The sequence below is a fragment of the Rathayibacter sp. AY1F4 genome, from assembly GCF_002931775.1.
Classification (GTDB): Bacteria; Actinomycetota; Actinomycetes; order Actinomycetales; family Microbacteriaceae; genus Rathayibacter.
In genome coordinates, this window is sequence record NZ_PSVE01000011.1 from 83,692 (window position 1) to 108,326 (window position 24,635).

Consider the following 24,635-nt stretch of genomic DNA (forward strand, 5'->3'; position numbering starts at 1 on the left):
GCCGGCCTAGCCCAGCGGGGCGAGCGGCTCGACCGCCGGCCCCTCCAGCACCGTCCCGTCGGCTGCGAAGCGGGAGCCGTGCAGCGGGCAGTCCCAGCTGCGCTCCGAGTCGTTCCAGGTGACGATCCCGCCGAGGTGCGGGCACACCGCCGACACCGCGCAGCGCCTCCCCTCCACGGTGGAGACCGCGACGGGCTGCAGGCCGTCGCGGGCGAGCGAGCCCTGGCCCTCCGCCGGCACCACCCCGGCCGACCGGGGCGCGCGGAGCACTGCCGACCAGCCGCGGGCGTACCAGGCGCCCACCGCCAGCCCGGCGCCGAGCCCCTCCGCCATCACCCGCGGCAGCGTGGGCCGGCGGTGCAGCGTCCTCGCCCAGGCCGGCGTCCCGCCCTCGAGGTCGGCGACGAGCGTCAGCGCGGCCTGCACCGCGTTGGTCATCCCCCACTTGTCGTAGCCGGTCGCCAGGAAGATCCGTCCGCGGCCCCGCGGCAGCCAGCCCACGAACGGCACACGGTGGAACGGCTCGTAGTCCTGGGCGCTCCACTGCGCGACCGGCTCCGCCCCCGGGAAGGACCGCCGCGTCCAGGCGACCAGGTCGTCCACCGCCTCCGAGGTGACGGGCCTGCGCCCCACGGGGTGGCCGTTGCCGCCGATCAGGAGGAGCCGCTCGCCGTCGCGCTCGGCGTCGCGCACCGAGCGGGACGGCTCGTCGACCGAGAGGTACATGCCGTCGGGGATCGGCGCGTCGGTGCGGAACGCGACCGCGTACGAGCGCAGCGCGGCGATCTTGGCGAAGTACAGGCCGCGGTCGAGGATCGGCGCCCCCGTGAGCAGGTAGGCCCGGTCCCCGGTCACCGGGCCCGCGCTGGTGCGGACCCGGACGGGAGCGGTCGCTCGCATCCCGAGGGCCCGGACGCCCTGCACCAGGGTGCCCCCGGCGGCGCGGAAGTCGGCGGCGAGCGCCGTGAGGACGTCCATCGGGTCGAACTGGGCCTGGTCGTCGAGGGCGACGGCCGCCGTGCTGGGGAACGGCACGTCGAGCTCGCCGACGAGGCGGGTCGCGAGGCCGAAGCGGCGCGCGGTCGCGTGCTCCTTCAGGACGGCGTCCACGCCCTCGGGCGTCTGCGCGTAGCTGTAGGCGGTGCGCCTCTGCACCGGCACGCCCGCGCCCTCGCAGTAGTCGAGCAGCCAGCGGAAGCCCGCGAGGTTCGCCGCGACGTAGGCCTCGGTCACCGCGGGGATGTTGCGCTCCGCGATCCGGGAGAGGTGCGCTCCCTGCAGGAGGCTGAGCTTCGCCGTCGTGTTCCCGGTCGTGACCGCGCCGACCTCCCGCGCCTCCAGCACCAGCACGCGCCGGCCGGTCCGCTGCAGGAGGAGCGCGGTGACCAGCCCGGTGAGTCCGGCGCCGACCACGACGTCATCGAAGTGCGCGCCCGGGACGAACTCGTCGGAGGGGATCGGAGCCGCGCCCGCCCGCCAGAGGGAGCGGGGCCGCGGGGCCGTCGTGGTCGTGTCCTCCGGAGTCATCGGGAGTCCCTCCGCTCAGGGGCCGGACGGCCCGCGACCGACGCTACGCGGAGCCTCCGGGACCGTCACGGTGTTGACACGTCGCGGGACGCGGGCTCAGAGCCAGCCCCACCGCTTGAAGAGCCGGTGCAGCACCACGCTCGAGGCGAGCATCGCCGCGAGCGCCGCCGGGTACCCCCACGCCACGTGCAGCTCGGGCATCACGTCGAAGTTCATGCCGTAGATGCTCGAGATCATGGTCGGCGCGAAGAAGATGGCCGCCCAGGCGGAGATCCGCTTGACCTCGTCGTTCTGCTGGTTGCCCACCTCCGCGAGCTTCTTCATGTCCTCGTTCTGGCGCTGGGCGACGAGGGTCGCGTTCACCGCCAGGATCTCCCGCAGCGTGGTGCGGAAGCCGTCGACCCGCTCGGTGACGAGCGCGACGTGGTCGGCGACGTCGCGGATGTAGCGGCGCAGCTCCACATCCGACTGGAACACCTCGAAGTCGGTGACGAGCCGCCCGAGCATGCCGGTCAGCGGAGCGACCGCACGCTGGAAGTCCAGCACCTCCTGGCTGAGCTCGTAGATGCGGCGGGACACCGCCGGGTCGCCCTCGAAGACCTGCGCCTCGATCTCGTCGATGTCGTTCTCGAGACCGGCGACGACGGGCGAGTACTGATCCACGACGGCGTCGAGGATCGCGTACAGCACGGCGACCGGGCCGACGCGCAGCAGCTCCGGATCGGCCTCCATCCGCCGCCGCACCAGCGAGAGGTCGGGCTTCTCGGAGTGGCGGACCGTGACGACGAAGTTCGACCCCACGAACAGGTGGAGCTCGCCGAAGTCGACCTCCTCGCGCTGGTCGGAGTAGCTGGCGGCGCGCAGCACTACGAACATGTCGCTGCCGTACCGCTCGAGCTTGGGCCTCTGGTGCGCGCTGATCGCGTCCTCGAGGGCGAGCGGGTGCATCGAGAACTCGTCCTCGAGCGCGGCGAGCTCGGCCGCGTTCGGCCGGTACAGCCCGATCCACGCCATCGCGTCGGGCAGCTTCTGCAGGGCGGCGAGCGCCTCCGGGATGCTGCCGGGCGAGACGACCCGGCGGCCGTCCTGGTAGATCGCGTTGTCGACCGTGCTGGTGCGGGCCGGCTCGTCGTCCGGGCGCAGACGCTGGATGGGAGCGGTGTCCTCGGCGGCGGCGCGGGTGCGCGAGCCCAGACCCAGGATCGTCGCGGGGACGCGGGGCAGCTTCACGACCATCTCCTCTGCTCGACCGACGCCCTATTGTGCACCTCCCGGTGAACGGGAGGTGTCCGCTGCGCCGCCGGTGTCGGAGGGCCTCACTAGCCTGGAGTCGCTCCCCCGGACGACGCAGAGGAAGGACGACCGTGAAGCTGCTGCACACCTCGGACTGGCACATCGGCCGCACCTTCCACGGGCACTCCACGACGGCGGCGCTCGCGACCGTGCTCGAGGCCCTGGTCGAGACGGTGCGGGCCGAGCGCGTGGACGCGGTGCTGATCGCCGGCGACGTCTTCGACTCCGCCGTGCCCGCCGCGGAGCACTACACCCTCCTCACCCGCACGCTCGAGGCGATCCGCGCGGCCGGCGCCGAGGTCGTCCTCACCAGCGGCAACCACGACTCCCCCGCCCGGCTCGGCTTCCAGGCCGGGCTCCTGCGCGGAGCGGGCGTCCACGTCCTCACCGACCCCGAGGCGTACGCCGAGCCGGTCCTGCTGCGCGACGCGTCCGGCCTCGAGGTCGGCGTCCACGGCATCCCCTTCCTCGAGCCCGCCCTCTACCGCCACCGGCACCCGGAGGAGCAGCTGCGCCGCCACGAGGACGTGCTCGCCTTCGCGATGGCGCGGGTGCGCGCCGCCGCCGAGGCGGCGGGCCGTCCCTGGGTCGTGCTCGCGCACTGCTTCGCGGTCGGAGCCCCGGCCGCGGTCCTCGAGCGCGACATCACGGCGGGCGGGCTCGACTACGTCTCGGTCGAGCACTTCGCCGCGGCCGACTACGCGGCGCTCGGGCACATCCACGGACGCGCCGAGCTGCTGCCGGCAGTGCGCTACTCCGGAGCGCCGCTGCACTACTCGTTCGGCGAGGCGTCGAAGCCGCGCGGCGCCTGGCTGGTGACGATCGGGCCCGAGGGGCTCGAGGGCGTCGAGTGGTCGCCGCTCCCCGTGCCGAGGAGGCTCAGCGTGATCGAGGGCGAGCTCGAGCAGCTGCTGCGCGATCCCTCCCTGGCCGAGGTGGAGGGCGACTGGGTCTCGGCGGTGCTCACCGATCCCGTGCGCCCGCTCGACGCGATGGCGCGCCTGCAGTCGCGCTTCCCCGGCTGCGCCACGCTCGAGCACCGGCCCCCGCACGCCGCGGCCGAGCCGCGCGCGTACGCCGAGCGGATCCGCGGACGGAGCGACGTGGAGGTCGTCGACGACTTCCTCGCCCACGTCCGCGGCGGCCACGGCGCCACGGACACCGAGCGCGCCCTCACCCTCGACGCGCTCGCGGCCGTCGAGGCCGAGGCTCTGCGGTGAGGATCCGCCGGCTCGCCTTCGCCGGGCTCGGACCGTTCCGCGCCGAGCAGTGCGTCGACTTCGACCGGCTCGAGGACGTGGGCGTGTACCTCATCGCCGGGCGCACCGGAGCGGGCAAGTCGACGATCCTCGACGCGATCGCGTTCGCGCTCTACGGCTCGGTCCCCCGCTTCGACGGCACCGCCTCGCGCCTCCGGAGCGACCACAGCGGCCCCGAGGACGAGACCTTCGCCGAGCTCGAGTTCGAAGCGGCGGGGCGCGTCTACCGCGTCCGGCGCTCGCCCGAGTACGAGCGGCCGAAGCGGCGCGGCACCGGCACCACGACCCAGCCTGCGAAGGTCGAGCTGCTGGAGCAGGTCGAGGGCACCTGGGTCGGGCTCTCGTCGAGCGCGAAGGAGGTGGGCGCCGACATCGGCCGGATCGTCGGCCTGACGAAGGACCAGTTCCTCCAGGTGATCCTGCTGGCGCAGAACCGCTTCCACGAGTTCCTGCTCGCGAAGAACGACGACCGGCAGCGGCTCCTGCGCACGCTCTTCGCGACCGAGCGCTTCGATCTGCTCCGCCGCCGCCTGCTCGAGCAGCGCGATGCGAGCGCCGTCGGGCTCGAGGAGGAGCGCGCGGCCGTGACGGCGCTCGCGGACGAGGCCGTCCGGCTCCTCGATGACGGAGCCGAGCCGCCTCTGCCGGACGCCGCCTGGTTCGCCGGGCTGCCGGCGCGGCTCGCCGCTCCGCTCGAGGCGGCCCGGGCCGGCTCCGCCGCGGCCGACGCGGCGCACGAGGCCGCGGGCACCGCTCTCGACGACGCCCGGCGCATCGCCCGGGGCCAGGAGCGTCGCCGGCGCGCCCTCATCGAGGCCGAGGAGCTCGCGGTCGCCGAGGCGCACGTCGAGCAGCAGCGGGCCGCGATCGGGCGCGCGCGCCGGGCCGACGGCGTGCTGCCGCTGCTCCGCTCCGCCCGGGCAGCCGCCGAGAAGGAGCGGGCCGCCCGGCAGCAGCGCGACCTCGCCGCCGACGCCTACGGGGACGCGTCCAGAGGCCCGGCCGCCGAGACGGCCGAACGGCTCGCCGCTGTCCTCGGCGCCCTCGCCGAGGCGCTGGCCGAGGAGCGCCGGCTCCCCGACGCGGAGCGCGTCGCCGAGCGGTCCGTACGCGCCGAGCAGGCGGCGGCGACCGAGCTCGCCGGGATCGAGGCGGAGCTGCGCGAGCTGCCCGCCCGCGTCGACGCGCTCGCCGCCGAGGAGGAGTCTCTGGCCGGGGAGGCCGCCGCCGTCCCCGCGCGCGTCGACGAGCTCGCCGCGCTCGAGCGGAGGATCGCCGCGGCCCTCGAGCGCGATCTCACTGCGGCGGGTCTGCAGCGGCTCCGCACGGCCTACGCCGACGCGGCGCGCGTCCACGGCGAGCGCGCCGCGGAGCAGGCCGCCCTGATCGCGCGCCGGTTCGCCGGATTCGCCGGGGAGCTCGCCGAGCGGCTGGAGCCGGGCGAGCCCTGCCCCGTCTGCGGCTCGTGCGAGCACCCCCGCCCGGCCGAGCACGACGGCCCGACGACGGTAGGCACCGACGACCTCGACCGGGCCCGCGTCGCGGTGGAGCGCGCCGCCGCCGCCCTCGACGGCGCCCGCGAGCGCGAGGGAGCCGCGGCTCGGGCTCTCGCGGCGCTCGAGGAGCGCGTGGGCGGGGACGCGGATCCGGAGTCGCTCCGCCCGGCGCACGAGCAGCGGCTCGCATCGGCGCGCGCCGCGGCCGCCCGCATGGAGGAGCTGCGGCGCGAGCGCACCCGGCTGCGCACCCGGATCGACGCTCTCACGACCGGGCGGGACGACGCTCGCGAGGAGCACCGCGCCCGCGCCGACGAGTCCGCCCTCGCCGCTGAAGCGCTGCGGCTGCTGCGGGAGCGCGTCGAGGCCTTCCGCGACGGCGCGACGAGCGTCGCCTCGCGGGTCGAGCAGCTGAGCGCCCAGCGCCGCCGTGCCGTCGCCCTGGTCGAGGCCGAGGAGGCGGCCGTCTCGCGGTCCGAGGCCGCCGCCGCCGCCCGGGAGGAGCTCGCCGAGGTCCTCGCTGAGCGCGGCTTCACGACCGCCGAGGAGGCCGAGTCGGCCGCGCTGGCCAGCGGGGACCGGGCGCGGGCCGAGGCCGTCGTCGCCGAGCACGAGCGACGGCGGAGCGCGACGGAGGCGGTGCTCGCCGATCCGGAGCTCCGCGGACTGCCGGGCGCAGCCGTCGACCTCGCCGCCGCCGAGGAGCGCTCGCGCGAGGCCTCCGCCCGTCGCGACGAGGCGCGAGCCGGCCTCTCCGTGCTCGAGCACCGCTCGGAGCGCCTGGTCGAGCTCGCCGCGACGGCCGCGGGCCGCCTCGCGGTGCTGGGTGAGCGCCTCCGCCGCCACGAGGAGCTGCGCGCGCTGGCCGAGACCGTCTCCGGCCGGGGCCAGAACACGCGCCGGATGGACCTCGAGGCCTTCGCCCTCGCCGGACGCCTGGAGGAGATCGTGACCGCTGCGAACCTCCGCCTCGACGCGATGACCAGCGGCCGCTACGCGCTCGCCCACGACGACTCGCTCGCCTACCGCGGCGCCGCCTCCGGCCTCGGGATCGACGTGCTCGACGCCTTCACCGGCGTCCGCCGGCAGCCCGCCTCGCTCTCCGGCGGCGAGACGTTCCTCGCCTCGCTCGCCCTCGCCCTCGGCCTCGCCGACGTGGTGACGGCGCAGTCCGGCGGCATCTCGCTCGAGACCATGTTCATCGACGAGGGCTTCGGCTCGCTCGACGCCGAGACGCTGGAGACGGCGCTCAGCACGCTCGACGAGCTGCGGTCGGGCGGTCGGACGATCGGCCTGATCAGCCACGTCGACGCGATGCGCGAGCGGCTGCCGATCGGCCTCCGCGTCGCGGTGGGGCCGCGCGGCGACTCGACGATCCTCACCGGCTGAGCGGCCGCTCCCGAGCGAAGGGGCGACGACGGCCCGCTGGCTCCTCTCGCACTGCAGCAGCGAGCGCGCCCGCGCCCGCTGCTAGGGTCGTGCGCAGTGACACGGGGTGCCCGCCAGGGCTGAGAGAAGACCCGTTGAACCTGATCTAGTTCGTACTAGCGAAGGGATGTCGCGAATGAGCATTCGCACGCCTGTCCACCCGATCCTCCCCGCCGACACGGCGCCCGACCCGGTGTCCGTGGGTCGCGATCTCGCCGAGCTCCGTGCCGCCGGGCCCCTGGTGCAGTGCATCACGAACGCGGTCGTCACCGGCTTCACCGCCAACAGCCTGCTGGCCCTCGGTGCCAGCCCGGCGATGTGCGACCTGCCCGGCGAGGCGGGCGTCTTCGCGGGCCTCGCCTCCGCGGTGCTCGTCAACCTCGGCACGCCCGGAGCGGAGCAGCGCGAGGGTGCTCGCGAGGCGGTCGCCGCGGCCGGACGCGCCGGCACCCCCTGGGTGCTCGATCCGGTCGCCGTCGGCCCGCTGCCCGTCCGCACCGCTCTGGCGGTGGAGCTGCTCGAGGCGCGGCCCGCGATCATCCGCGGCAACGCCTCCGAGATCCTCGCCCTCGCGGGAGCCGGTGCGGGCGGGCGCGGCGTGGACGCCGTCGACACCGCCGAGCAAGCGCTCGACTCCGCCCGCGTCCTCGCCCGCCGCACCGGCGGCGTGATCGCCGTCTCGGGAGCGGTCGACCTCGTCACCGACGGCGAGCGGATCGTCCGGGTCACGGGCGGCCACCCGCTGCTGACCCGCGTGACCGGCGGCGGCTGCGCGCTCGGCGCCGTGATGGCGGCGTTCCTCGGCGCGGGCGCCCGCCCGCTCGACGCGGCCGTCAGCGCCTCCGCGGTCTGGGGCCTCGCCGCCGAGCGGGCCGCCGTAGCGAGCAGCGGTCCCGGATCCTTCGCCGTCGGCCTCCTCGACGCCCTCACTGCCCTCCAGCCGGCCGACGCCGAGGCCGGGGCGCGGATCGCATGAGCCTCGACCTCTCGCTCCACCTCGTCACGGACACCGCCCAGTGCGGCCCGCGCGGCGTGCCCGCCGTGGTCGCCGCCGCCGTCCGGGGCGGAGTCACGACCGTGCAGATCCGCGATCACGACGCCTCCGCCGCCGAGCTCGTCGCCCTGACCCGGGCCGTCGCCGCCGTCCTCGACGAGCGCACGACCCTGCTGGTCGACGACCGCGTCGACGTCGCCCTCGCCGCCCGCCTCGCGGGCGCCCGCGTCCACGGCGTCCACCTCGGGCAGTCCGACCTCCCCGTCACCGCCGCCCGCTCGCTGCTCGGACCCGACGCGGTGATCGGGCTCACCGCGAACACCCCCGAGCACCTCGCCGCCGTCCGCGCCCTGCCCGCGGGGACGGTCGACTACCTCGGAGTCGGCGTCATCCGGCCCACCGCGACCAAGCCCGACCACCCCGCTCCCCTCGGTGTCGACGGGTTCGCCGCCCTCGCCGCGGCCACGGCGCTGCCCTGCGTCGCCATCGGCGGAGTCGGAGCCGCGGACGCGGGGCCACTCCGCCTCGCCGGTGCGGCCGGCCTCGCGGTCGTGTCGGCGCTCTGCACGGCCGCCGACCCCGCGGCGGCCGCCCGCCTGATCCGAGCGGAGTGGGACCGGTGACCGCCGGCGCCCGCGTCCCCCGTGTCCTCAGCATCGCCGGCACCGATCCGACCGGCGGTGCAGGCGTCCAGGCCGACCTCAAGTCGATCGGCGCGCTCGGCGGCTACGGCATGGCGGTCGTCACCGCGCTCGTCGCGCAGAACACGCACGGGGTCCGCTCCGTGCACCTCCCGCCCGCCGCGTTCCTCCGCGAGCAGCTCGACGCGGTGAGCGACGACGTCACGATCGACGCGGTGAAGATCGGGATGCTCGCCACGGCCGAGTACGCCGGAGTCGTCGCCGAGTGGCTCGACGAGGTCCGCCCGCCCGTCGTGGTCGTAGATCCGGTGATGGTCGCGACCAGCGGTCACCGGCTGCTCGCTCCCGAAGCCGAGGACGCCGTGCGCGACCTGCTCCGCCGCGCCGACCTGGTGACGCCAAACCTCCCCGAGCTGGGCGTGCTGGCCGGAGAGCCGACCGCCTCCGACTGGCCGGCCGCGCTCGCGCAGGGGGCGGCACTCGCCCGCGCCCTCGACGCCGCCGTGCTGGTGAAGGGCGGCCACCTCGACGGCCCCGCCACCCCGGACGCGATCGTCACCCCCGACGGCCTCGTGCGCGAGGTCCCCGGCGAGCGCGTCGCCACCTCCAACACGCACGGCACCGGGTGCTCGCTCTCGTCCGCGATGGCGACGCTCCTGGCCGGGCGCGACGCCTCCTCCGACGCCCTGGTCGAGGCGCTGACGGAGGCCAAGGAGTGGCTGACCGGCGCCCTGCGCGCCGCCGACGCCCTGGAGGTCGGCTCCGGCAACGGCCCGATCGACCACTTCCACCGGCAACGTCCTCCGGCGTTCTGCGCGGACGTCTGGGAGCGGACGCGGACCCTCCGCGACGAGATCGACGCGCTCCCGTTCGTGCGGGCCCTCGGCGACGGCTCCCTCGGGCGGAAGGACTTCGAGTGGTACCTCGAGCAGGACGCTCTCTACCTCACCGAGTACGCCCGCGTCCTGGCCGTGGCGGCGCAGCGCGCGCCGACCACCGCCGAGCAGGTCTTCTGGGCCGAGGGCTCGGCGTCCGCACTCGCGGCGGAGGCGCAGCTGCACCGCGACCGGCTCGGGACTAGGGCCGCGACTCCCGCGCCCGTGACCCGCGGCTACACCGACCACCTGCTCGCGGTCGCCGCGCGGGGCGGCTACGGCGAGATCGTCGCCGCCCTGCTCCCCTGCTTCTGGCTCTACGCCGACGTCGGGTCCCGCCTCGCCGCCTCCGGGCACCCCGAGCACCCCTACGCGGACTGGCTGCTCACGTACGGCGACCCGGTCTTCGCGACGGCCACCGAGCGGGCGATCGAGTTCACGGAGCAGGCCGCCCGCGACGCCTCACCGAGGGAGCGCGCCGCGATGAGGGACGCGTTCCTGCGGTCGAGCTCGTTCGAGAAGGACTTCTTCGCCGCACCGCTCGCCCGGACCGGCTGAGCTCTCAGCCGGCCCGGCCGGGTGCACTCAGCCGATCGCCTCGCGCAGGACGTGCATGAGGGCGTCCAGCTGCACCGTGTCGGCCGAGGCCGTCTCGGCGTCCGCGCCGTCGAGCGCGCGGGCGGCGAGACCGGCCTTGGCGTCGATGAGCTCGGCGATCTTCGCGTCGATCGTGTGCGCCGCGATGATCCGCCACGCCGTCACCGGCTCCTCCTGGCCGATGCGGTGCACGCGGTCGATCGCCTGCGTCTGCTCGGCCGAGGTCCACGACAGCTCGGCGAGCACCACGTTGGACGACGCCTGCAGGTTCACGCCGACTCCCGCCGCGGTGAGCGAGCAGACGGCGACCGAGACGTCGGGGTCCTCGTTGAAGGCGTCGATCTGCGTCTGGCGGAACGCCGCGGTCTGGTCTCCCCGAATCGAGACGGACGTGAGCTCGCGCTTCTCGAACGTGTCCTCCGCCTGGTCCATTACGTCGATGTGCTTCGCGAAGAAGACGACCTTGCCCACCGAGCGGGCCAGCTGCGAGGCGTAGTCGGCGGCCAGCGCCGCCTTGGCCTGGCCGATCCGGCGCACCATGGTGAAGACGTTCTCGCCGGTCTTGGCCGACTTCGACTCCTCGAGCTCGCTCTGCGCCACGATGCGGATGAACCGCTCGCGCTCGTCGTCGTCGAGTTCGTGCGTGATCGAGGAGGTGACCGCCCTGAAGCGCTGCAGCATGCGGGCGCCGAGCTCGCGCTCGGCCTTCTGGATGGAGCGGCCGAGGTCGTCGTCCAGCTCGACGGGCAGATCGACGATCCGCTTCGACGGCAGGTCGGCGGCGACGTCGATCTTCTTGCGCCGGACGATGCCGAGGTCGATCACGGCCTCGCGCGCCTCCGGGTAGAAGCCCGTGTCGGCGGGGGTGAGGCCCGTCTCCTCGAGGCGGCCCATCAGCTCCGGTCCCGGCTTGGTCTCGTCGATCCAGCCGAGGAAGCGCCAGATGGCGCGGAAGTCGTCGACGTCGTTGATCAGCGGGGTGCCGGTCAGCGCGATCATCAGCGGATCGTGCCCCGGGGTGGTCTCGCGGATCCTCGACGCCAGCGCGAGCACGCTCTGCGAGCGCTGCGAGCGGAGGTTCTTGATGAAGTGCGCCTCGTCGACGACCATGCCGCGGAAGCCCAGGCTCCCGAGCCAGCCGATGTGCCGGTCGAGGATGTCGTAGTTGACGATGACCACGTCGGCGAACGCGTCGAGCGTGCCGCCGTCTCCGTGGATCACCGTGGCGCGCCGCTGCGGCGTCCAGTGCTCCACCTCGCGCGCCCAGTTCATCTTGACCACGTTCGGCACCACCGCGAGCAGCGGGTACGCCCCGACCACCGACGCGGCGAGGAGGCTCTGCGCGGTCTTGCCCAGACCCGGCTCGTCGGCGAGCAGGAAGCTGCGGTGCCCCTCGCGGGCGCTCTCGATGAAGCGCGCCTGGTGCGGCATCAGCTCGCGGCCGCGCGGCGAGACCCGGTCGAGCTTCGGCGGCTCCGGGAGCTCCATGCTCGCGGCCCGTCCGCCCGCTCCGTACTCGAACGCCTTGAAGAGCGGCCCGAGCAGCTCCCAGTCGTCGAGCCTGCGGCGCGGCGCCGGAGCCGAGGGCTCGGCGATCGAGAAGTCCGGGGGGAGGAAGGGGTTCGCCAGCTGGCGGGCGCGCACCGACTGCGGCACGACCTGGTTGACCGGCACCGCGGGCTTGGGCTCCGGCTCGGTCACGATGAGCAGCTCGTCGGGGGTGAGCTCCGCGCCCGCCTCGAGCAGCCAGTCGCGGCGGAGCTTCTGCGCGGCCGCCGTGACGCCGGCCTCCGATTCGAGCAACGCGATCAGGCTGGTGTCGCGGGCGGCCGTCTTGGCCAGGATCGTGGCGATGCCGTCGAGGCGCTTCATCTCCTCGGCGCGCTGCGCGTCGCTGAGCGAGGGATCGACCTTGACCCGCTTGCGCTCCTCGCGCATCAGGAGGGCGATCACCAGGAACTTCGTCCGGTTGGTCGGCCCGACCTTGCCGGTCTGGGCCTTCGCCTCCACCTCGCGGACGCGGCGGGCGAGGATCGGGATGATCCCCGCGTTGTCCACGCCGCGCGAGCGCGATCGGGGTCGGCTCCCGGCGGCGTTCGACGCTCGTCGCGTCTGACCGGACTGACGCTGGCCGCTGCGAGCCATGCTCCTCCTCGATGTGTGACGGGGGGCGGAGGAGGGGTTCCCGCGCGCTGCCGTCGCCGTGCATCCGCCGGATCGCCTCCGGGGAGGTGTCGGGCGTCGGTGCATCCGGTGGCCGTCGAGAGCTCCGAGCAACGGGTCTGGGACCCGGTCGCAGCATCCCCGGCGTGCGGGTGCGGCGCCAGTCTACTCCTCGGGGCGGTCCGGTCGGCGCTCAGACGCGCGGACGGTCGCGCTCGTCGTCATTCCGGGGTCGGGACGCGGATGACGAGGCCCGCCGCCACGAAGACGCCGACCGCGGCGAGGCTCAGCGAGGACCAGATCGCGTCCGGGAACGCGAACGGCACCACCGGGTTCCACAGCACGAGCACCGGGACGAGCCCGATCAGCCAGAGGAGTGCGCGCGCCTGGATCGCGAACCAGCCGATGACCGCCGCGAGGATCGCGACCGGGTAGCGGATGAAGTCGTAGGCGTCGGAGCCGACGAGGGCGAGCCCGGCCAGCAGCACGATCGCGCCGAGGATCCCGGGCGCGAGCGCCATGCGGGCGCGGTCGCGCGAGGGGTAGCGGGCGGCGGTCGCGCGGGACGGCTTGCGGGTGCTCACCCCTCGATCGTAGGCGGGCGCATACCCCGCCCGGGTACCGCCTGCGGCGCGTAGGCTGGAGGAGTGATCGAGGACCTCAAGAAGCGCTCGCTGCACCGTGCCCGGATCCTGGGCGGCCAGATGCGCGGCCTCGAGCGGATGATCGAGAACGAGGACTACTGCGTCGACATCGTCACGCAGTCCCTCGCGATCCAGAAGTCGCTCGGCTCGCTCAACAAGCTCATCGTCGAGAACCACCTCCGCACGCACATCACCGCGATGTTCGAGGAGGGCGGAGACGCCCGCGAGGCGGCGATCGCCGAGCTCGTGAAGATCTTCGAGCTCTCCAACAACCGCTCGTGACCGCCGGCCTCGTCGCCGCGGCGCGGGTGCGCCCGCTGCTGCTCGACGGGGGCCTGGGCACGGAGCTGGAGGCGCAGGGCGCCGCGGTGGACTCCTCGCTCTGGAGCGCCCGGGTCCTGCTGGAGGAGCCCGGCCGGGTCGTCGACGCGCACCGCGCCTTCGCCGAGGCGGGCGCCCGGGTCGCGGTGACCGCGAGCTACCAGGTGTCCGCGAGCGGATTCGCGGCCGCGGGCCTGGCCCCGGGCCTCGCCGAGCGCGCCCTCCGGGAGAGCGTCGACCTGGCCCGGCGCGCGCAGAGCGGCTGGGTCGCCGCCTCCGTCGGCCCTTACGGCGCTAGCCTCGGCGACGGCTCCGAGTACCGCGGCGACGACGGCCTCACCGTCGGCGAGCTCGCCGCCTGGCACCGCCCGCGACTGGAGACCCTGGCCGCGGCCGGGCCCGACCTGCTCGCCGTCGAGACCATCCCGTCGGTGCGGGAGGTGCGGGCCGTCGTGAAGGCCCTCGCGGGCTCCTCGGTCCCCGCCTGGATCTGCGTGAGCGGCCGTTCGGGCCGCACCGCGTCCGGCGAGCCCCTGGCCGAGGCGCTCGCCGTCGCCGCCGCCTCCGAGGAGGTCGTCGGCGTGGGAGTGAACTGCTGCCCGCCCGGCGACGTCGCCGAGGCGGTCCGCATCGCCCGCTCCGTCACCGGCAAGCTGGTCGTCGTGTACCCGAACAGCGGCGAGGAGTGGGACGCCGTCGAGCGTCGCTGGGCAGGCGACGCGGCCTTCGACCCCGCGCTGGTCGCCTCCTGGCGCGCGGCGGGAGCGGATCTGATCGGCGGCTGCTGCCGCGTGGGACCTGCGGCGATCGCTGCCCTCGGACGAAGCCTGGAGGAGGAGCCGTGACCACCCTGAGAGCCGTGCGCGGCGACCTCACCCGCGAGCACGTCGACGCGATCGTGAACGCGGCGAACTCGTCGCTCCTCGGCGGCGGCGGCGTCGACGGCGCGATCCACCGCGCGGGCGGACCGGAGATCCTCGCCGAGTGCCGCCGGCTCCGCGGGACCGAGCTGCCGGACGGCCTGCCCGCCGGCTCCGCGGTCGCCACGACCGCCGGCCGCCTCCCCGCCCGCTGGGTCGTGCACACCGTCGGTCCCGTCCACTCGCGGTCGGAGGACCGCAGCGCCGTCCTGGCCTCGGCCTACCGCGAGTCGGTGCGCACCGCCGTCGGTCTCGGCGCGCGGACGCTCGCCTTCCCGGCCGTCTCGGCGGGCGTCTACGGCTGGCCGATGGACGACGCGGCGCGCATCGCGGTGGAGACGGTCCGCGAGGCGACCGCGGACGGCGCACTCGACGAGGTCCGGTTCGTCCTCTTCTCCGCGGACGCCCTCGCGTCCTTCGAGGCCGCCCTGGCCGCGGAATGACGGAGGGGGAGCCGACCCTGCGGTCGACTCCCCCTCCACTGTGCTGCGCTAGGCCGTCTTCGGCCGCGCGAACTCGTCGTAGGGCAGCGTGATCGGGCGGGTCCGCGGAGGCATCCGCACGACCGCCTCGAGCGCCGGGCCCAGTGCCTCGCGCCAGGCGCGGTAGCCGTCCTCGTTGAGGTGCAGGCCGTCCGGCGAGTACTGCTCGAGCAGTCCGCCGTCCTCGCCCGCGAGCACCGGCCACAGGTCGAGGTAGCCCGCGTGCGCCGTGGGCGCGAACTGCCACAGGTGGCGGTTGATCTCGCGGATCTGCGGCGCGAACTCGTGTCCGCGCGGCAGGACCGAGGTCACCAGGATGCGCACGTCCGGGAGGTCGCGCCGGAACGTCGCGACGATCGTCTCGATGTTGCGCACGACGTGCTCCGTCGTGCGGTGCCAGGCGAGGTCGTTGGTGCCGATCAGCAGCACCACCGTGTCCGGCTCCTGCGCGACCAGCTCGGCGAGCCGCGCGACGACGTCCGCCGTGGTGGCCCCTCCGACTCCCTCGTCGACGACCGTCGACTCCGTCAGCCACTCGCCCCAGGCTCCCGCCTGGATGATGCTGTCCCCGATGAAGAGGACCTTCCCCAGCTGGAGTCCGCGCCCCGCGTCCGTACTCGACCGTTCGCTCATCGTGCTCCTCTCGTCGGCGTCCCGGGCGGCCTCGCCGCCGCCGGACCCCTCCATTGTCACCGCTGCACCCGGCGCCCGCCAGGGGAGCGCTCGTCGCCGGAGTCCGGCAGGTCGGCCGCGGTGGCCGTGATGCGGTTGGCCATGCCGTTGAAGATGATGCCGTGGAAGGGCAGGATCGCGAACCAGTAGAGCCTGCCCGCGAGGCCCTGCGGGAAGAACACCGCGCGCTGCGTGTAGACCGAGCCGCCGTCTCCGGAGGGCTCGGCGCGCATCTCGAGCCAGGCCCCGCCCGGCACCTTCATCTCGGCGCGCAGGCGCAGGAGCTTCGGCCGCTCGATCTCCTCGACGCGCCAGAAGTCGAGGGCGTCGCCGGCGTGCAGGCGCGCGGAGTCGCGGCGCCCGCGCTGCAGGCCCACTCCCCCGACGAGGCGGTCCATCCAGCCGCGGATCACCCACGCGAGCGGGAAGGAGTACCAGCCGTTGGTGCCGCCGATACCCTCGATGACGCGCCAGAGCTTCGCCGGATCGGCGTGGGTGCGGCGCTCCTTGAGGTCCACGTAGACCGTGTGGCCGGCCCACTCCGGGTCGCTCGGCAGCGGGTCGCTGGGAGCGCCGACGACCTCCGCGTTCTGCCAGCTCGTCTCGATCTCGCCCGCCTGCATCTTTCCCAGCGCGAGCCGGACGGCGCGGCGGTAGGAGGTCAGCCCGCCCTCGGGGTCGGGGATGAGCGCGCGGATGTCCTGCTCGTGCACGACGCAGTCGTACTGCAGCGAGGCGATGATGGGCACCGCGAGCGAGCGCGGGATCGGCGTGACCAGGTTGACCCACTGCGAGGCCAGCCACGGGGTGAACACCGGCAGGGACGCGATCGGCCGCTGCGGGAGCCCGGCCTCGACCGCGTAGCCGTTCATCATCTGGCCGTAGCGGAGCACGTCGGGCCCGCCGATGTCGAAGGTGCGGTTGAGCGCGGCGTCCTCGAGCGACGCGGAGCCGATCAGGTAGTGCAGCACGTCGCGCACGGCGATCGGCTGGATGAAGTTGCGCACCCACTGCGGCGCGGGCATGTACGGCAGCACGTCGGTGAGGTGGCGCACCATCTCGAACGAGGTCGACCCGGAGCCGATGATCACGCCCGCCTGCAGGGCGATCGTCGGCACTCCCGACTCCATCAGGATCCGGCCCACCTCAGCGCGCGAGCGGAGGTGCTTCGAGAGCTCCTGGCCCTCGGGGTGCAGGCCGCCCAGGTAGACGATGCGGCCGACGCCGGCCGACTCCGCGGCCGTGGCGACGTTGTGCGCGGCGCGGCTCTCGACCTCCTCGAAGTGGGCGTGGTCGTTGCCCGAGCCCATCGAGTGGACGAGGTAGTAGAGGACGTCGACGCCCTCGACCGCGGCCTCCAGCGACTCCGGATCGCCGAGATCGCCCTGGGCGACCTCGACCTCCTCCGCCCACGGCACGTCGACCAGCTTGCGCGGGTCGCGCACCAGGACGCGCACCCGGAAGCCCGCCTCGAGGAGGCGCGGCGTCAGCCTGCCGCCGATGTAGCCGGTCGCACCGGTGACGAGCGCGAGGGGGCGCGCCGAGTCGGAGGGGGTTTCGCTCATGCGGCCACGGTACGCCGATGGCCTCGGGACCTCTCCCGCTGGTGCGGGCCCGCGGCCCCTGCTAGGCGGCGCCCGGCATCCCGCTCAGTCGATGCCGAGGACCTCGCGGACCTGCACCACGTCGTGGTTCATCTGGCGGATGAGGGGCTCGACGCCCTCGTAGGCGACCTGGCCGCGGATCCGGCCGACGAACGCCACGTCGACCACGCGGTCGTAGAGGTCGAGGGTGTCGAGCGTCTGATCGAGCACGTACGCCTCGACCTGCTTGGGCGGCACTCCGACGAAAGTCGGGTTGCTGCCGACCGAGATCGCGGCGGGATGCGTGACGCCGTCGGTGGTGAGCCGGCCCGCGTAGACCCCGTCGGCCGGGATCAGGCCCTGCGACTGCGGCGAGAGGTTCGCGGTCGGGAAGCCCAGCTCGCGGCCGCGCTTCGCTCCGTGCACGACCACGCCGCGGACCACGGGCTCGTGCCCGAGCAGGCGCGTCGCGTGCTCCACGTCGCCCTCGGCCAGCAGCTCGCGGATCCAGGTGGAGGAGACGCGGCGCCCGTCCTCGGGCCGCACGTCGTCGATCAGCTCCACCTCGAATCCGTGCTGCCCGCCGAGCACGCGCAGCAGGTCGACGTCGCCCGCTCCCCGGGCGCCGAAGCGGAAGTCGGAGCCGACGAGGACCACGCGGGCCTCGAGCGCCTCCACCAGCACCTGCTCGACGAACTGCTCGGGCGAGAGCGCCCGGAACGCCTCGTCGAAGGTGAGCAGCAGCGTCGCGTCCACGCCGGTCCCGGCGAGGAGCTCGAGCTTCTGCTCGTTGCCGACCAGGACGGGCGGGCATTTCTCCGGCGCGATCACGCTGAGCGGATTGCGGTCGAAGGTGACGACGACGGCGGCGAGCCCCTGCTCGCGGGCCCGCTCGTGCAGCCGGCCGATGACGGCCCGGTGCCCGGAGTGGACGCCGTCGAACTTGCCGATCGTGACGGCGGAGGGTCCGATCCCGGCCAGGTCGCCGGGGCGGGTCTCGACGCGCATCAGGCGGCCGCCCGGGCCGTGCGCCGCCCCTGCACGCGGAGCCACCAGAGACCGAGCACGGGCAGGACGAGCGGGATGAGCAGGTAGCCGGCGCCGAAGGCCGCCCACACCGTCGACTGGCGCCCGAACGGGTCGGCGCTCGCGAGCCCGAGGAGCTGCGGAGCGAGGAGGCTGAGCGCGCCGACCACGAGCACGCCCACCAGCTCGAAGGTGATCGTCACCCACGCGACGCGCTGCCAGGCGCGGCCCGGGACGATCAGGGCCACCGTCGCGACGATGTACACGACGGCCGAGAGCGCGGAGAGCGAGAACGCCAGCGGCGCCTCGTCGAACCGGTCGATGATCTGGAAGACGGAGCGCCCCGTCGCGGCGAGCGCGAGGATCCCGTAGACCACGACCAGGAGGCTGCCGATCCCGCGCGAGCGGGCGGAACGGGTCGGCTCGCCGCTCCCGGGGGCCGAGGGGACTGAGGGGTCGTGAGCGGCCCGTCCGGACGCATCGCTGGCTGGTTTCGACATCGCACGTCCATGCTAGGCGCTCGCCGGGCCGGGCCCGGTGGCGGGCCCGATCAGGCGCTCTGGAAGAACCAGATCTGGTGCATCCGGTAGACCATGACCGCGATCGAGAGGCAGGCGACGCCCAGGATCACGGTGCTCCAGCGGCTCCGCTCGATGAGCGCCCAGAACCCGGCAGCGAGCGGCAGGAGCAGCGCCGAGATCAGGTAGATGTAGTACTCCGGCAGGCTCCCCGACGGGCGGTTGCCGACCAGCGGCGACACGATCGCGACCGCCAGCTGGACGATCAGCAGCAGCTCGACGATCGCCGTCGCGCCGACCGAGACGTCCGAGGGACGGCGGGCGAGCAGCCCGAGCACGAGGCAGAGCAGGCCGGCCGCGACGGCGATCCCCACCTGGAGGATCGTGAACCACTCGATCACGAGGCGGCCGTCCGCAGGTCCTCGGTCGGGAAGTTGACGACGCTCTTGAGCTGGGTGCCGCGCCGCTCAGCGAGGCCGATCAGCCGCTCCCCCGGCCCGACCGCGGCGAGGAGGCCCTTCGCGCCCGCCACCGCCTCCGGGGCCGGGATGCGCTTGCCGTTCGCGAGATCGCCCGCCTCCTGGGCGTCGAGGCGCAGCAGGGGGAACAGCTCGCCCGCCACGAGCGTCGGCGGCAGGAGCGCGGCGGGGACGTCGAGCTCGTCGATCTCGCCGGCCTGCGCCACGGAGAAGGGGCCGACCGCGGTGCGCCGCAGCGCGGTCAGGTGGCCGCCGACTCCGAGGGACGCGCCCAGGTCGCGGGCGAGCGCGCGGATGTAGGTGCCGGAGGAGCAGGTGACGCGCACGTCCAGGTCGAGGAACCCCTCGCCCGGGCGGCTCGCCAGGACGGCGAACTCCGAGACGGTCACGGGGCGGGAGGCGAGCACGACCTCCTCGCCGTCGCGGGCGCGGGCGTAGGCGCGGCGGCCGTCGACCTTGATCGCGCTGACCGTGCTCGGGACCTGCTCGATCGCTCCGGTGAGGGCCGTGATCGCGTCGGACACCGACTCCGGGGCGAGGGCCGCGACGAGGGCGGGCTCCGCCGAGGCGAGCACCTCGCCCTCCTGGTCGTCGGTGGTGGTGGAGGAGCCCAGCCGGATCGTCGCCTCGTACTGCTTGTCGAGGCCGACGAGGTAGGTGAGCAGTCGCGTCGAGGGGCCGAGACCGAGGATCATCAGCCCGGTCGCCATCGGATCGAGCGTCCCCGCGTGGCCGACCTTGCGGGTCCCCGCGCGGCGGCGGGTCCGCGAGACGAGGTCGTGGCTGGTGATGCCGCCGGGCTTGTCCAGCAGGAGGATCCCGTTCGGAGCCGGGGCGGGGGTCTCGAGCACGGGTGCGAGGATACACGGACGGATCGGGAGTACCCCCGGGGTGGAGCCGGAGCCCTCCCCCGCCCGTCCTAGGCTGTCCGGATGAGGATCGCAGTACTCGGAGCAGGCGCCGTCGGCGGCACCATCGCCGCCCTTCTCGACCGCGCCGGGCACGACGTCGAGGTCACCGCCCGAGGCGACCATCTCACCGCGATCCGCCGGTCGGGGATCCGGCTCGACGGGGCGTGGGGCGAGCACACCGCCTGGGTCCGCTGCGGCGAGTCCCTCGACCTGGTACCCGATCTCGCCTTCGTCTGCACGAAAGCGCAGGACGCCGAGGACGCGCTGCGCACCAATCGCCGCACGGTCGACGGCACCCTCGTCGTCGTCGTCCAGAACGGACTGGACGGACTCACCGCGGCGGCCCGGCAGGTGCGTGACGCCCGGCTCGTGGGTGCTCTCGCCCTCTTCGCCGCGAGCCACCTCGAACCCGGCCGGGTCACCGTCACCGCTCCTGCCACGACCACGCTCGGCGTCCCCGGCCGCCCGGCCGACGACGACGTGCGCCGGGCCGCCGCCGTGCTCGGCGAGGCGGTCCCCACCGCCGTCACCGACGACTTCACCGGAGCGCAGTGGACGAAGCTGCTGATCAACGAGGTCAACGCCCTGCCCGCGATCACCGGGCTCTCGGTCCAGGAGACGATCGACGATCCGGGGCTGCGGCGCGTCCTCGCCCGGTCGATGCGCGAGGCCGCCCGGACGGGCCTCGCGTCGGGCGTCCGCTTCGGCTCGCTGCAGGGACTCTCGAACGCCTCCGTCCGCGCCCTCGCCGCCGCTCCCCTGCCCCTGGTCGAGCTGCTCCCCCGCCGGATGGCCGCGCGGATGGGCGAGGTGCCGAACCCCGGGTCGACGCTGCAGAGCGTCCGCCGCGGAGTGCCGAGCGAGATCGACCACCTGGCCGGGGCCGTGGTCCGCACCGCTCACCGCGGCGGGCGCGAGGCGCCGGTCAACCAGCTGCTGGTCGACCTGGTGCACGAGGTCGAGCGGGCGGGCGCCTTCGTGCCGCCGGCGGAGGTCGTGCGCCGCGCCGCCCTGGTCTGAGCCCGCGGCCCTGTCGGACGGATGCCGCCCGCGGCGGCGGCCTCCGTCCCGGGGCTCAGCAGGAGTCGGCGAAGAGGCGCCGGGGCTGCTCCGGATCGCGGTTGTCGACGAGGATCCCCGCCAGCCGGCGCGGGTCCGTCGTGGCGCGGTACGCCGCGTCCACCGGCGGCTCCTGCGTGTCGAGGCGGATGCTGGTGCTCCACGCGCCCCGCAGCTCCGGCCGGAGGGCGAACTCGCCGTCGACGAGCAGCACCGCGTCGCGGCCGGCGGTCCGCCAGCGCGCCTGCCGCGCCTCGTCGCGCACCGCGTCGAACCCCGCGAGCACGAACCCGGTGCTGCCGCCGAGGGTGAACGGATCGAGCAGCACGCGGCGCAGGAGCTCGTAGTCGTACCCGGCCGCGTAGGAGCGCTGCTCCTCGGGCACGGCGGGGTCGTCCCGATCGGCGCGGGGACGTCGGAAGTCGGCGAGGTGCGCGACGATCGTGTCCTTGCCGGCCCGACGGAGCGCCTCCGCGAGGTCGAGCGCGAACGCCGCGCTCACCGCGGGGTCGTCGCCGTCGAGCCCGACCTTGACCCGTCCGCGCCCGTAGTTGTGCAGCACCTCCGCCGCGAGAGCGTCGAGCACATCGGCCTTCTGCGGAGCCCACCTGGTCATCCGCCCACGATACGCGCCGCCGCCTAGTGTGGGCTGATGCCCTCCGACGCTCTCGCCGACGCGATCACCGCCTGGTTCCGCACGAGCGCCCGCGACCTGCCGTGGCGCCGCGAGAACTTCCCCGCCTGGGGCACGCTCGTCAGCGAGTTCATGCTGCAGCAGACCCCGGTGGTCCGCGTCGTCCCGCGTCTGGCGGAATGGCTGGAGCGCTGGCCGACACCCTCCGCACTCGCCGCCGTCCCGCCCGGCGAGGCGGTGCGCGCCTGGCAGTCCCTGGGCTACCCGCGGCGGGCCCTGCGCCTGCACGCCTGCGCGGTGGCGATAGCCGAGGAGCACGGCGACGTGGTCCCCGACGACGTCGAGACCCTCCTCGCGCTGCCCGGCATCGGCGACTACACCGCCCGCGCCGTCGCCGTGTTCGCCTACGGGAGGCGGCACCCCGTGGTCGACACCAACGTCCGCCGGGTCCTCGCGCGCGCGGTCGACGGAGCGGCGGAGCCCGGTCCGCCCCGCGCGAGGGCCGACCTCGCTGCGATGTCGGCGCTGCTGCCCGAGTCGCTCTCCGAGGCGGCGGCGTTCAACGCGGGCGCGATGGAGCTGGGGGCGATCGTCTGCACCGCTCGCGCTCCGCGCTGCGACGAGTGCCCGATCCGCGACCTCTGCCGCTGGCGGGCGGAGGGGTACCCCGAGCACACCGGGCCCGTGAAGGCGAAGCAGAAGCGGTTCGAGGGCTCGGACCGCCAGGTCCGCGGCCTCATCCTCGCCGAGCTGCGCGCCGCGCACGGCCCGGTCACCGCGGCCGAGGTGGAGTCTCTCTGGCCGGACCCCGACCAGCGCGGTCGCGCCCTGGCCGGGCTCCTCGCCGACGGCCTGGCGACGGGCGGCCCGGAGGACGGCTACCTCCTCCCCGGCTCCTGAGGGCCCGTCGACCGCCGTCCGCGTCGGAGGAGGCGGGTAGGGTCGGCGCCGTGACCGGTCGCCGCCTCCGCCTCCCCCGCCCCGACGCCGCTGTCGAGCGCGCCCTCGACGTCGACCTCGCCCAGGACGTCCAGCGCGCCCTCGCCGCGGTCCGCGTCGAGAACGACCTGCCCGGCCCGTTCCCGCCGGCCGCGCTGGCCGAGGCCGAGCACGCGGACGCCGGAGCGGACGACGAGGACCGCGTCGACCGGACGGACCTCCCCTTCGTGACGATCGACCCGCCCGGCTCGCTCGACCTGGACCAGGCCCTCCACCTGGAGCGCACGTCGGAGGGCGTCGTCCTCCGCTACGCCATCGCGGACGTGCCCGCGGTCGTCCGCACCGGCGGAGCGCTCGACGCCGAGACGCGCCGCCGCGGCCAGACCTACTACCTCCCGGACGGCCGCGTCCCGCTGCACCCCGCGGTCCTCTCCGAGGGGGCCGCGTCGCTCCTGCCGGACGAGACGCGCCGAGCGCTGGTCTGGACGCTGACCCTCGACGAGCGGGCGGAGCCGCGCTCGGTGCACCTCGAGCGGGCGCTCGTGCGCAGCGTGGCCCGGCTCGACTACGAGGGCGTGCAGCGCAGCGTCGACGCGGGCGATCCGCACCCCTCCCTCGCCCTCCTCCCCTGGTTCGGACGCGAGCGCCTGGCGCGCGAGGCCGAGCGCGGAGGAGCGAGCCTGACGCTGCCCGAGGAGGAGATCGTCGCCGCCGACGGCGGCTACCGGGTCGAGCGCCGCGCTCCCCTGGCCGTCGAGGGCTGGAACGCCCAGGTCTCGCTGCTGACCGGGATGGCCGCGGCGACGATGATGCTCGACGCGGGGGTGGGCATCCTCCGGACCATGCCCGAGGCCGACCCCGCCACCGTCGCGGCCTTCCGCTCCCGAGCCGCGGCGCTCGGCGTCCCGTGGCCCGAGGAGGAGGCCTACGGCGCCTACCTGCGCCGCCTCGACACCGCCGACCCCGCCCAGCTCGCCATCATGTACGCCGCGGCGAGCCTGTTCCGCGGCGCCGGCTACACCGCCTTCGACGGCGCCCCGCCGGAGCATCCCGCGCAGGCGGCTCTCGCCGCGCCGTACGCGCACGTCACCGCGCCGCTGCGGCGCCTGGTCGACCGGTTCGGCCTCGCCGTCTGCCTCGCGGTCTCCCGCGGCGGAACGATCCCGTCGCAGCTGCGCCAGGCGCTGCCCCTGCTCCCGCCGCTCCTCGCCGCGAGCGACCGCCGGGCCGGAGCCGCCTCCCGTGCGGCGACCGCGATCGTCGAGGCCGCCGTCCTCCGCGGCCGCGAAGGAGCCTCCTTCCACGGGATCGTCGTCTCCTCGGCGCGCACCCGCTCCTCGGTCCAGCTGCTCGACCCGGAGATCACCGTCGACGTCCCGGCCCCGCTCACGCCGGGAGCCCGTGTCGTCGTCGTCCTGGAATCGGTCGACGTCGCCACGGGCTCCGCGGTGTTCAGGCTCGGCGCCTAGTCCTCGTCGTCCTCGCGGGGCTTCACATAGGGGTCGGCCTCGCCGGCGTAGTCCGCCTGAGCGGCGAGCGACTGCACCTGCGAGTCCTGGCTGCGCGCGGCGGCGAGCAGATCCTCGATGTGCTTCGCGTTCTCGGGCACCGCGTCGAGGATGAACTCGAGCGACGGCGTGAGCCGGGACGTGATGTTCCTGCCCACCTCGGTGCGGAGCATTCCGGTGGCGGCCTTGAGGGCCGCGGCCGAATCGGCGCGCTCCTCATCGGTGCCGTAGACCGTGTAGAACACCGAGGCGTGCTGCAGGTCGCCGGTCACCTGGACATCGGTGATGGTGACGAAGCCGAGGCGCGGGTCGCGGAGACCGCGCTCGAGCCGCTTCGCGACGATCACCTGGATACGTTCGGCGAGCTTCCTCGCCCGGGCCGGATCTGCCATGGCTGGTCCTCACATCTCTCTCGGCGAACCGTTCAGCTCGCCATTCAACCACTCTCCGCCCGGACGACCGGTCGCGTCCGAGGGGGCCTTGCTTCTGGGGCGTGATGCCCCTCGACCGCGCGTCTGCGACGGCGCGGGTGGGGTGCCTCCTCGCGGCTTCCTGATCCTCGGGGACCGGGGGGCGGGAAGGCTCAGGTGCTGGATCGGGAGCCGGACGTCGCCCGCAGGCTCGCTGCTCGCGAGCTGCTCGCTCAGCGGGCGCACCCACCGAGAC

23 protein-coding genes and 1 riboswitch are annotated in these 24,635 nt (G+C 74.7%); of the genes, 11 read left to right on the plus strand and 12 right to left on the minus strand.

The window, feature by feature from the left end:
* Window positions 1-6: 6 nt before the first annotated feature.
* Complete coding sequence (locus C5C59_RS08880; RefSeq protein ID WP_104237884.1) at window positions 7-1,527, minus strand: FAD-dependent oxidoreductase; 1,521 nt, start codon at window positions 1,525-1,527, stop codon at window positions 7-9.
* Between the two features lie 96 nt (window positions 1,528-1,623).
* Window positions 1,624-2,763, minus strand: coding sequence for a magnesium and cobalt transport protein CorA (locus tag C5C59_RS08885; protein ID WP_104223070.1), 1,140 nt, complete (start codon window positions 2,761-2,763; stop codon window positions 1,624-1,626).
* A 128-nt stretch (window positions 2,764-2,891) separates the two neighbouring features.
* Between C5C59_RS08885 and C5C59_RS08890 the strand changes: the two genes are divergently transcribed.
* The 5 genes from C5C59_RS08890 (at window position 2,892) to thiD (ending at window position 10,071) form a co-directional block, all read left to right on the plus strand.
* Window positions 2,892-4,040, plus strand: a complete 1,149-nt coding sequence (locus C5C59_RS08890; RefSeq protein WP_104237883.1) for an exonuclease SbcCD subunit D — start codon at window positions 2,892-2,894, stop codon at window positions 4,038-4,040.
* Window positions 4,037-6,964: an AAA family ATPase gene (locus tag C5C59_RS08895; RefSeq protein ID WP_104237882.1), complete on the plus strand. Its 2,928-nt coding sequence runs from the start codon at window positions 4,037-4,039 to the stop codon at window positions 6,962-6,964. Before C5C59_RS08890 ends, C5C59_RS08895 begins: the two co-directional genes overlap by 4 nt.
* Before the next feature lie 92 nt (window positions 6,965-7,056).
* Window positions 7,057-7,148, plus strand: a riboswitch (TPP riboswitch).
* Window positions 7,140-7,979 (plus strand): hydroxyethylthiazole kinase, encoded by an 840-nt coding sequence (thiM, locus tag C5C59_RS08900; protein WP_104237881.1) that lies wholly within the window; start codon window positions 7,140-7,142, stop codon window positions 7,977-7,979. It overlaps the preceding riboswitch by 9 nt.
* Complete coding sequence (gene thiE, locus C5C59_RS08905; RefSeq protein WP_104237880.1) at window positions 7,976-8,620, plus strand: thiamine phosphate synthase; 645 nt, start codon at window positions 7,976-7,978, stop codon at window positions 8,618-8,620. Before thiM ends, thiE begins: the two co-directional genes overlap by 4 nt.
* Window positions 8,617-10,071, plus strand: coding sequence for a bifunctional hydroxymethylpyrimidine kinase/phosphomethylpyrimidine kinase (gene thiD, locus C5C59_RS08910; RefSeq protein ID WP_104237879.1), 1,455 nt, complete (start codon window positions 8,617-8,619; stop codon window positions 10,069-10,071). The genes thiE and thiD overlap by 4 nt, the downstream gene beginning before the upstream one ends.
* Window positions 10,072-10,098: 27 nt before the next feature.
* Here thiD and C5C59_RS08915 read toward each other — a convergent pair whose 3' ends face one another.
* Window positions 10,099-12,255, minus strand: a complete 2,157-nt coding sequence (locus tag C5C59_RS08915) for a DEAD/DEAH box helicase (RefSeq protein WP_104237878.1) — start codon at window positions 12,253-12,255, stop codon at window positions 10,099-10,101.
* Window positions 12,256-12,494: 239 nt separating this feature from the next.
* Window positions 12,495-12,857: a DUF6804 family protein gene (locus tag C5C59_RS08920; protein ID WP_258062675.1), complete on the minus strand. Its 363-nt coding sequence runs from the start codon at window positions 12,855-12,857 to the stop codon at window positions 12,495-12,497.
* A 63-nt stretch (window positions 12,858-12,920) separates the two neighbouring features.
* On the opposite strand from C5C59_RS08920, the gene C5C59_RS08925 reads away from it, so the two are divergent.
* Genes C5C59_RS08925 through C5C59_RS08935 form a run of 3 tightly spaced genes read left to right on the plus strand, consistent with a single transcriptional unit; the run spans window position 12,921 to window position 14,601 of the window.
* On the plus strand, window positions 12,921-13,199 hold the full coding sequence (locus C5C59_RS08925) for a metal-sensitive transcriptional regulator (protein WP_104223062.1): 279 nt from the start codon (window positions 12,921-12,923) through the stop codon (window positions 13,197-13,199).
* Window positions 13,196-14,083 (plus strand): homocysteine S-methyltransferase, encoded by an 888-nt coding sequence (gene mmuM, locus C5C59_RS08930; protein ID WP_104237877.1) that lies wholly within the window; start codon window positions 13,196-13,198, stop codon window positions 14,081-14,083. Before C5C59_RS08925 ends, mmuM begins: the two co-directional genes overlap by 4 nt.
* Entirely contained in the window at window positions 14,080-14,601 is a 522-nt protein-coding gene (locus C5C59_RS08935; RefSeq protein ID WP_104237876.1) for an O-acetyl-ADP-ribose deacetylase, read from the plus strand. The genes mmuM and C5C59_RS08935 overlap by 4 nt, the downstream gene beginning before the upstream one ends.
* 48 nt (window positions 14,602-14,649) lie before the next feature.
* Here the strand turns inward: C5C59_RS08935 and C5C59_RS08940 are convergent, their stop codons facing one another.
* The 6 genes from C5C59_RS08940 to truB all read right to left on the minus strand — a co-directional run bounded on the left by C5C59_RS08940 (window position 14,650) and on the right by truB (window position 19,769).
* Window positions 14,650-15,273, minus strand: coding sequence for a GDSL-type esterase/lipase family protein (locus tag C5C59_RS08940; protein WP_104225671.1), 624 nt, complete (start codon window positions 15,271-15,273; stop codon window positions 14,650-14,652).
* 56 nt (window positions 15,274-15,329) lie between these two features.
* Complete coding sequence (locus tag C5C59_RS08945; protein WP_104237875.1) at window positions 15,330-16,877, minus strand: SDR family oxidoreductase; 1,548 nt, start codon at window positions 16,875-16,877, stop codon at window positions 15,330-15,332.
* A gap of 84 nt (window positions 16,878-16,961) precedes the next feature.
* Window positions 16,962-17,903 carry a bifunctional riboflavin kinase/FAD synthetase gene (locus C5C59_RS08950; protein ID WP_104225670.1) on the minus strand — a complete coding sequence of 314 codons (942 nt, stop codon included), beginning with the start codon at window positions 17,901-17,903 and terminating at the stop codon, window positions 16,962-16,964.
* Window positions 17,903-18,421 carry a hypothetical protein gene (locus C5C59_RS08955; RefSeq protein ID WP_244229447.1) on the minus strand — a complete coding sequence of 173 codons (519 nt, stop codon included), beginning with the start codon at window positions 18,419-18,421 and terminating at the stop codon, window positions 17,903-17,905. Before C5C59_RS08955 ends, C5C59_RS08950 begins: the two co-directional genes overlap by 1 nt.
* Window positions 18,422-18,471: 50 nt before the next feature.
* The gene (locus C5C59_RS08960) at window positions 18,472-18,840 is read right to left on the minus strand and encodes a hypothetical protein (RefSeq protein ID WP_104223058.1); all 369 of its coding nucleotides are present in this window, start codon (window positions 18,838-18,840) and stop codon (window positions 18,472-18,474) included.
* Window positions 18,837-19,769: a tRNA pseudouridine(55) synthase TruB gene (gene truB, locus C5C59_RS08965; RefSeq protein WP_258062676.1), complete on the minus strand. Its 933-nt coding sequence runs from the start codon at window positions 19,767-19,769 to the stop codon at window positions 18,837-18,839. Before truB ends, C5C59_RS08960 begins: the two co-directional genes overlap by 4 nt.
* 81 nt (window positions 19,770-19,850) lie before the next feature.
* On the opposite strand from truB, the gene C5C59_RS08970 reads away from it, so the two are divergent.
* Window positions 19,851-20,849, plus strand: coding sequence for a ketopantoate reductase family protein (locus C5C59_RS08970; protein ID WP_104239488.1), 999 nt, complete (start codon window positions 19,851-19,853; stop codon window positions 20,847-20,849).
* Between the two features lie 55 nt (window positions 20,850-20,904).
* Here C5C59_RS08970 and C5C59_RS08975 read toward each other — a convergent pair whose 3' ends face one another.
* The gene (locus C5C59_RS08975; protein ID WP_146082893.1) at window positions 20,905-21,504 is read right to left on the minus strand and encodes a hypothetical protein; all 600 of its coding nucleotides are present in this window, start codon (window positions 21,502-21,504) and stop codon (window positions 20,905-20,907) included.
* Window positions 21,505-21,540: 36 nt separating this feature from the next.
* Between C5C59_RS08975 and C5C59_RS08980 the strand changes: the two genes are divergently transcribed.
* Both C5C59_RS08980 and C5C59_RS08985 read left to right on the plus strand, forming a co-directional pair.
* Window positions 21,541-22,422, plus strand: a complete 882-nt coding sequence (locus C5C59_RS08980) for an A/G-specific adenine glycosylase (protein WP_104239490.1) — start codon at window positions 21,541-21,543, stop codon at window positions 22,420-22,422.
* Between the two features lie 50 nt (window positions 22,423-22,472).
* A complete protein-coding gene (locus C5C59_RS08985) occupies window positions 22,473-23,930 on the plus strand; it encodes a ribonuclease catalytic domain-containing protein (protein WP_104239491.1) in 1,458 nt (485 codons plus the stop codon).
* Here the strand turns inward: C5C59_RS08985 and rbfA are convergent.
* Window positions 23,927-24,361, minus strand: coding sequence for a 30S ribosome-binding factor RbfA (gene rbfA, locus C5C59_RS08990; RefSeq protein ID WP_104223052.1), 435 nt, complete (start codon window positions 24,359-24,361; stop codon window positions 23,927-23,929). The two genes, C5C59_RS08985 and rbfA, sit on opposite strands and share 4 nt — an antisense overlap.
* Window positions 24,362-24,635 lie beyond the last annotated feature (274 nt).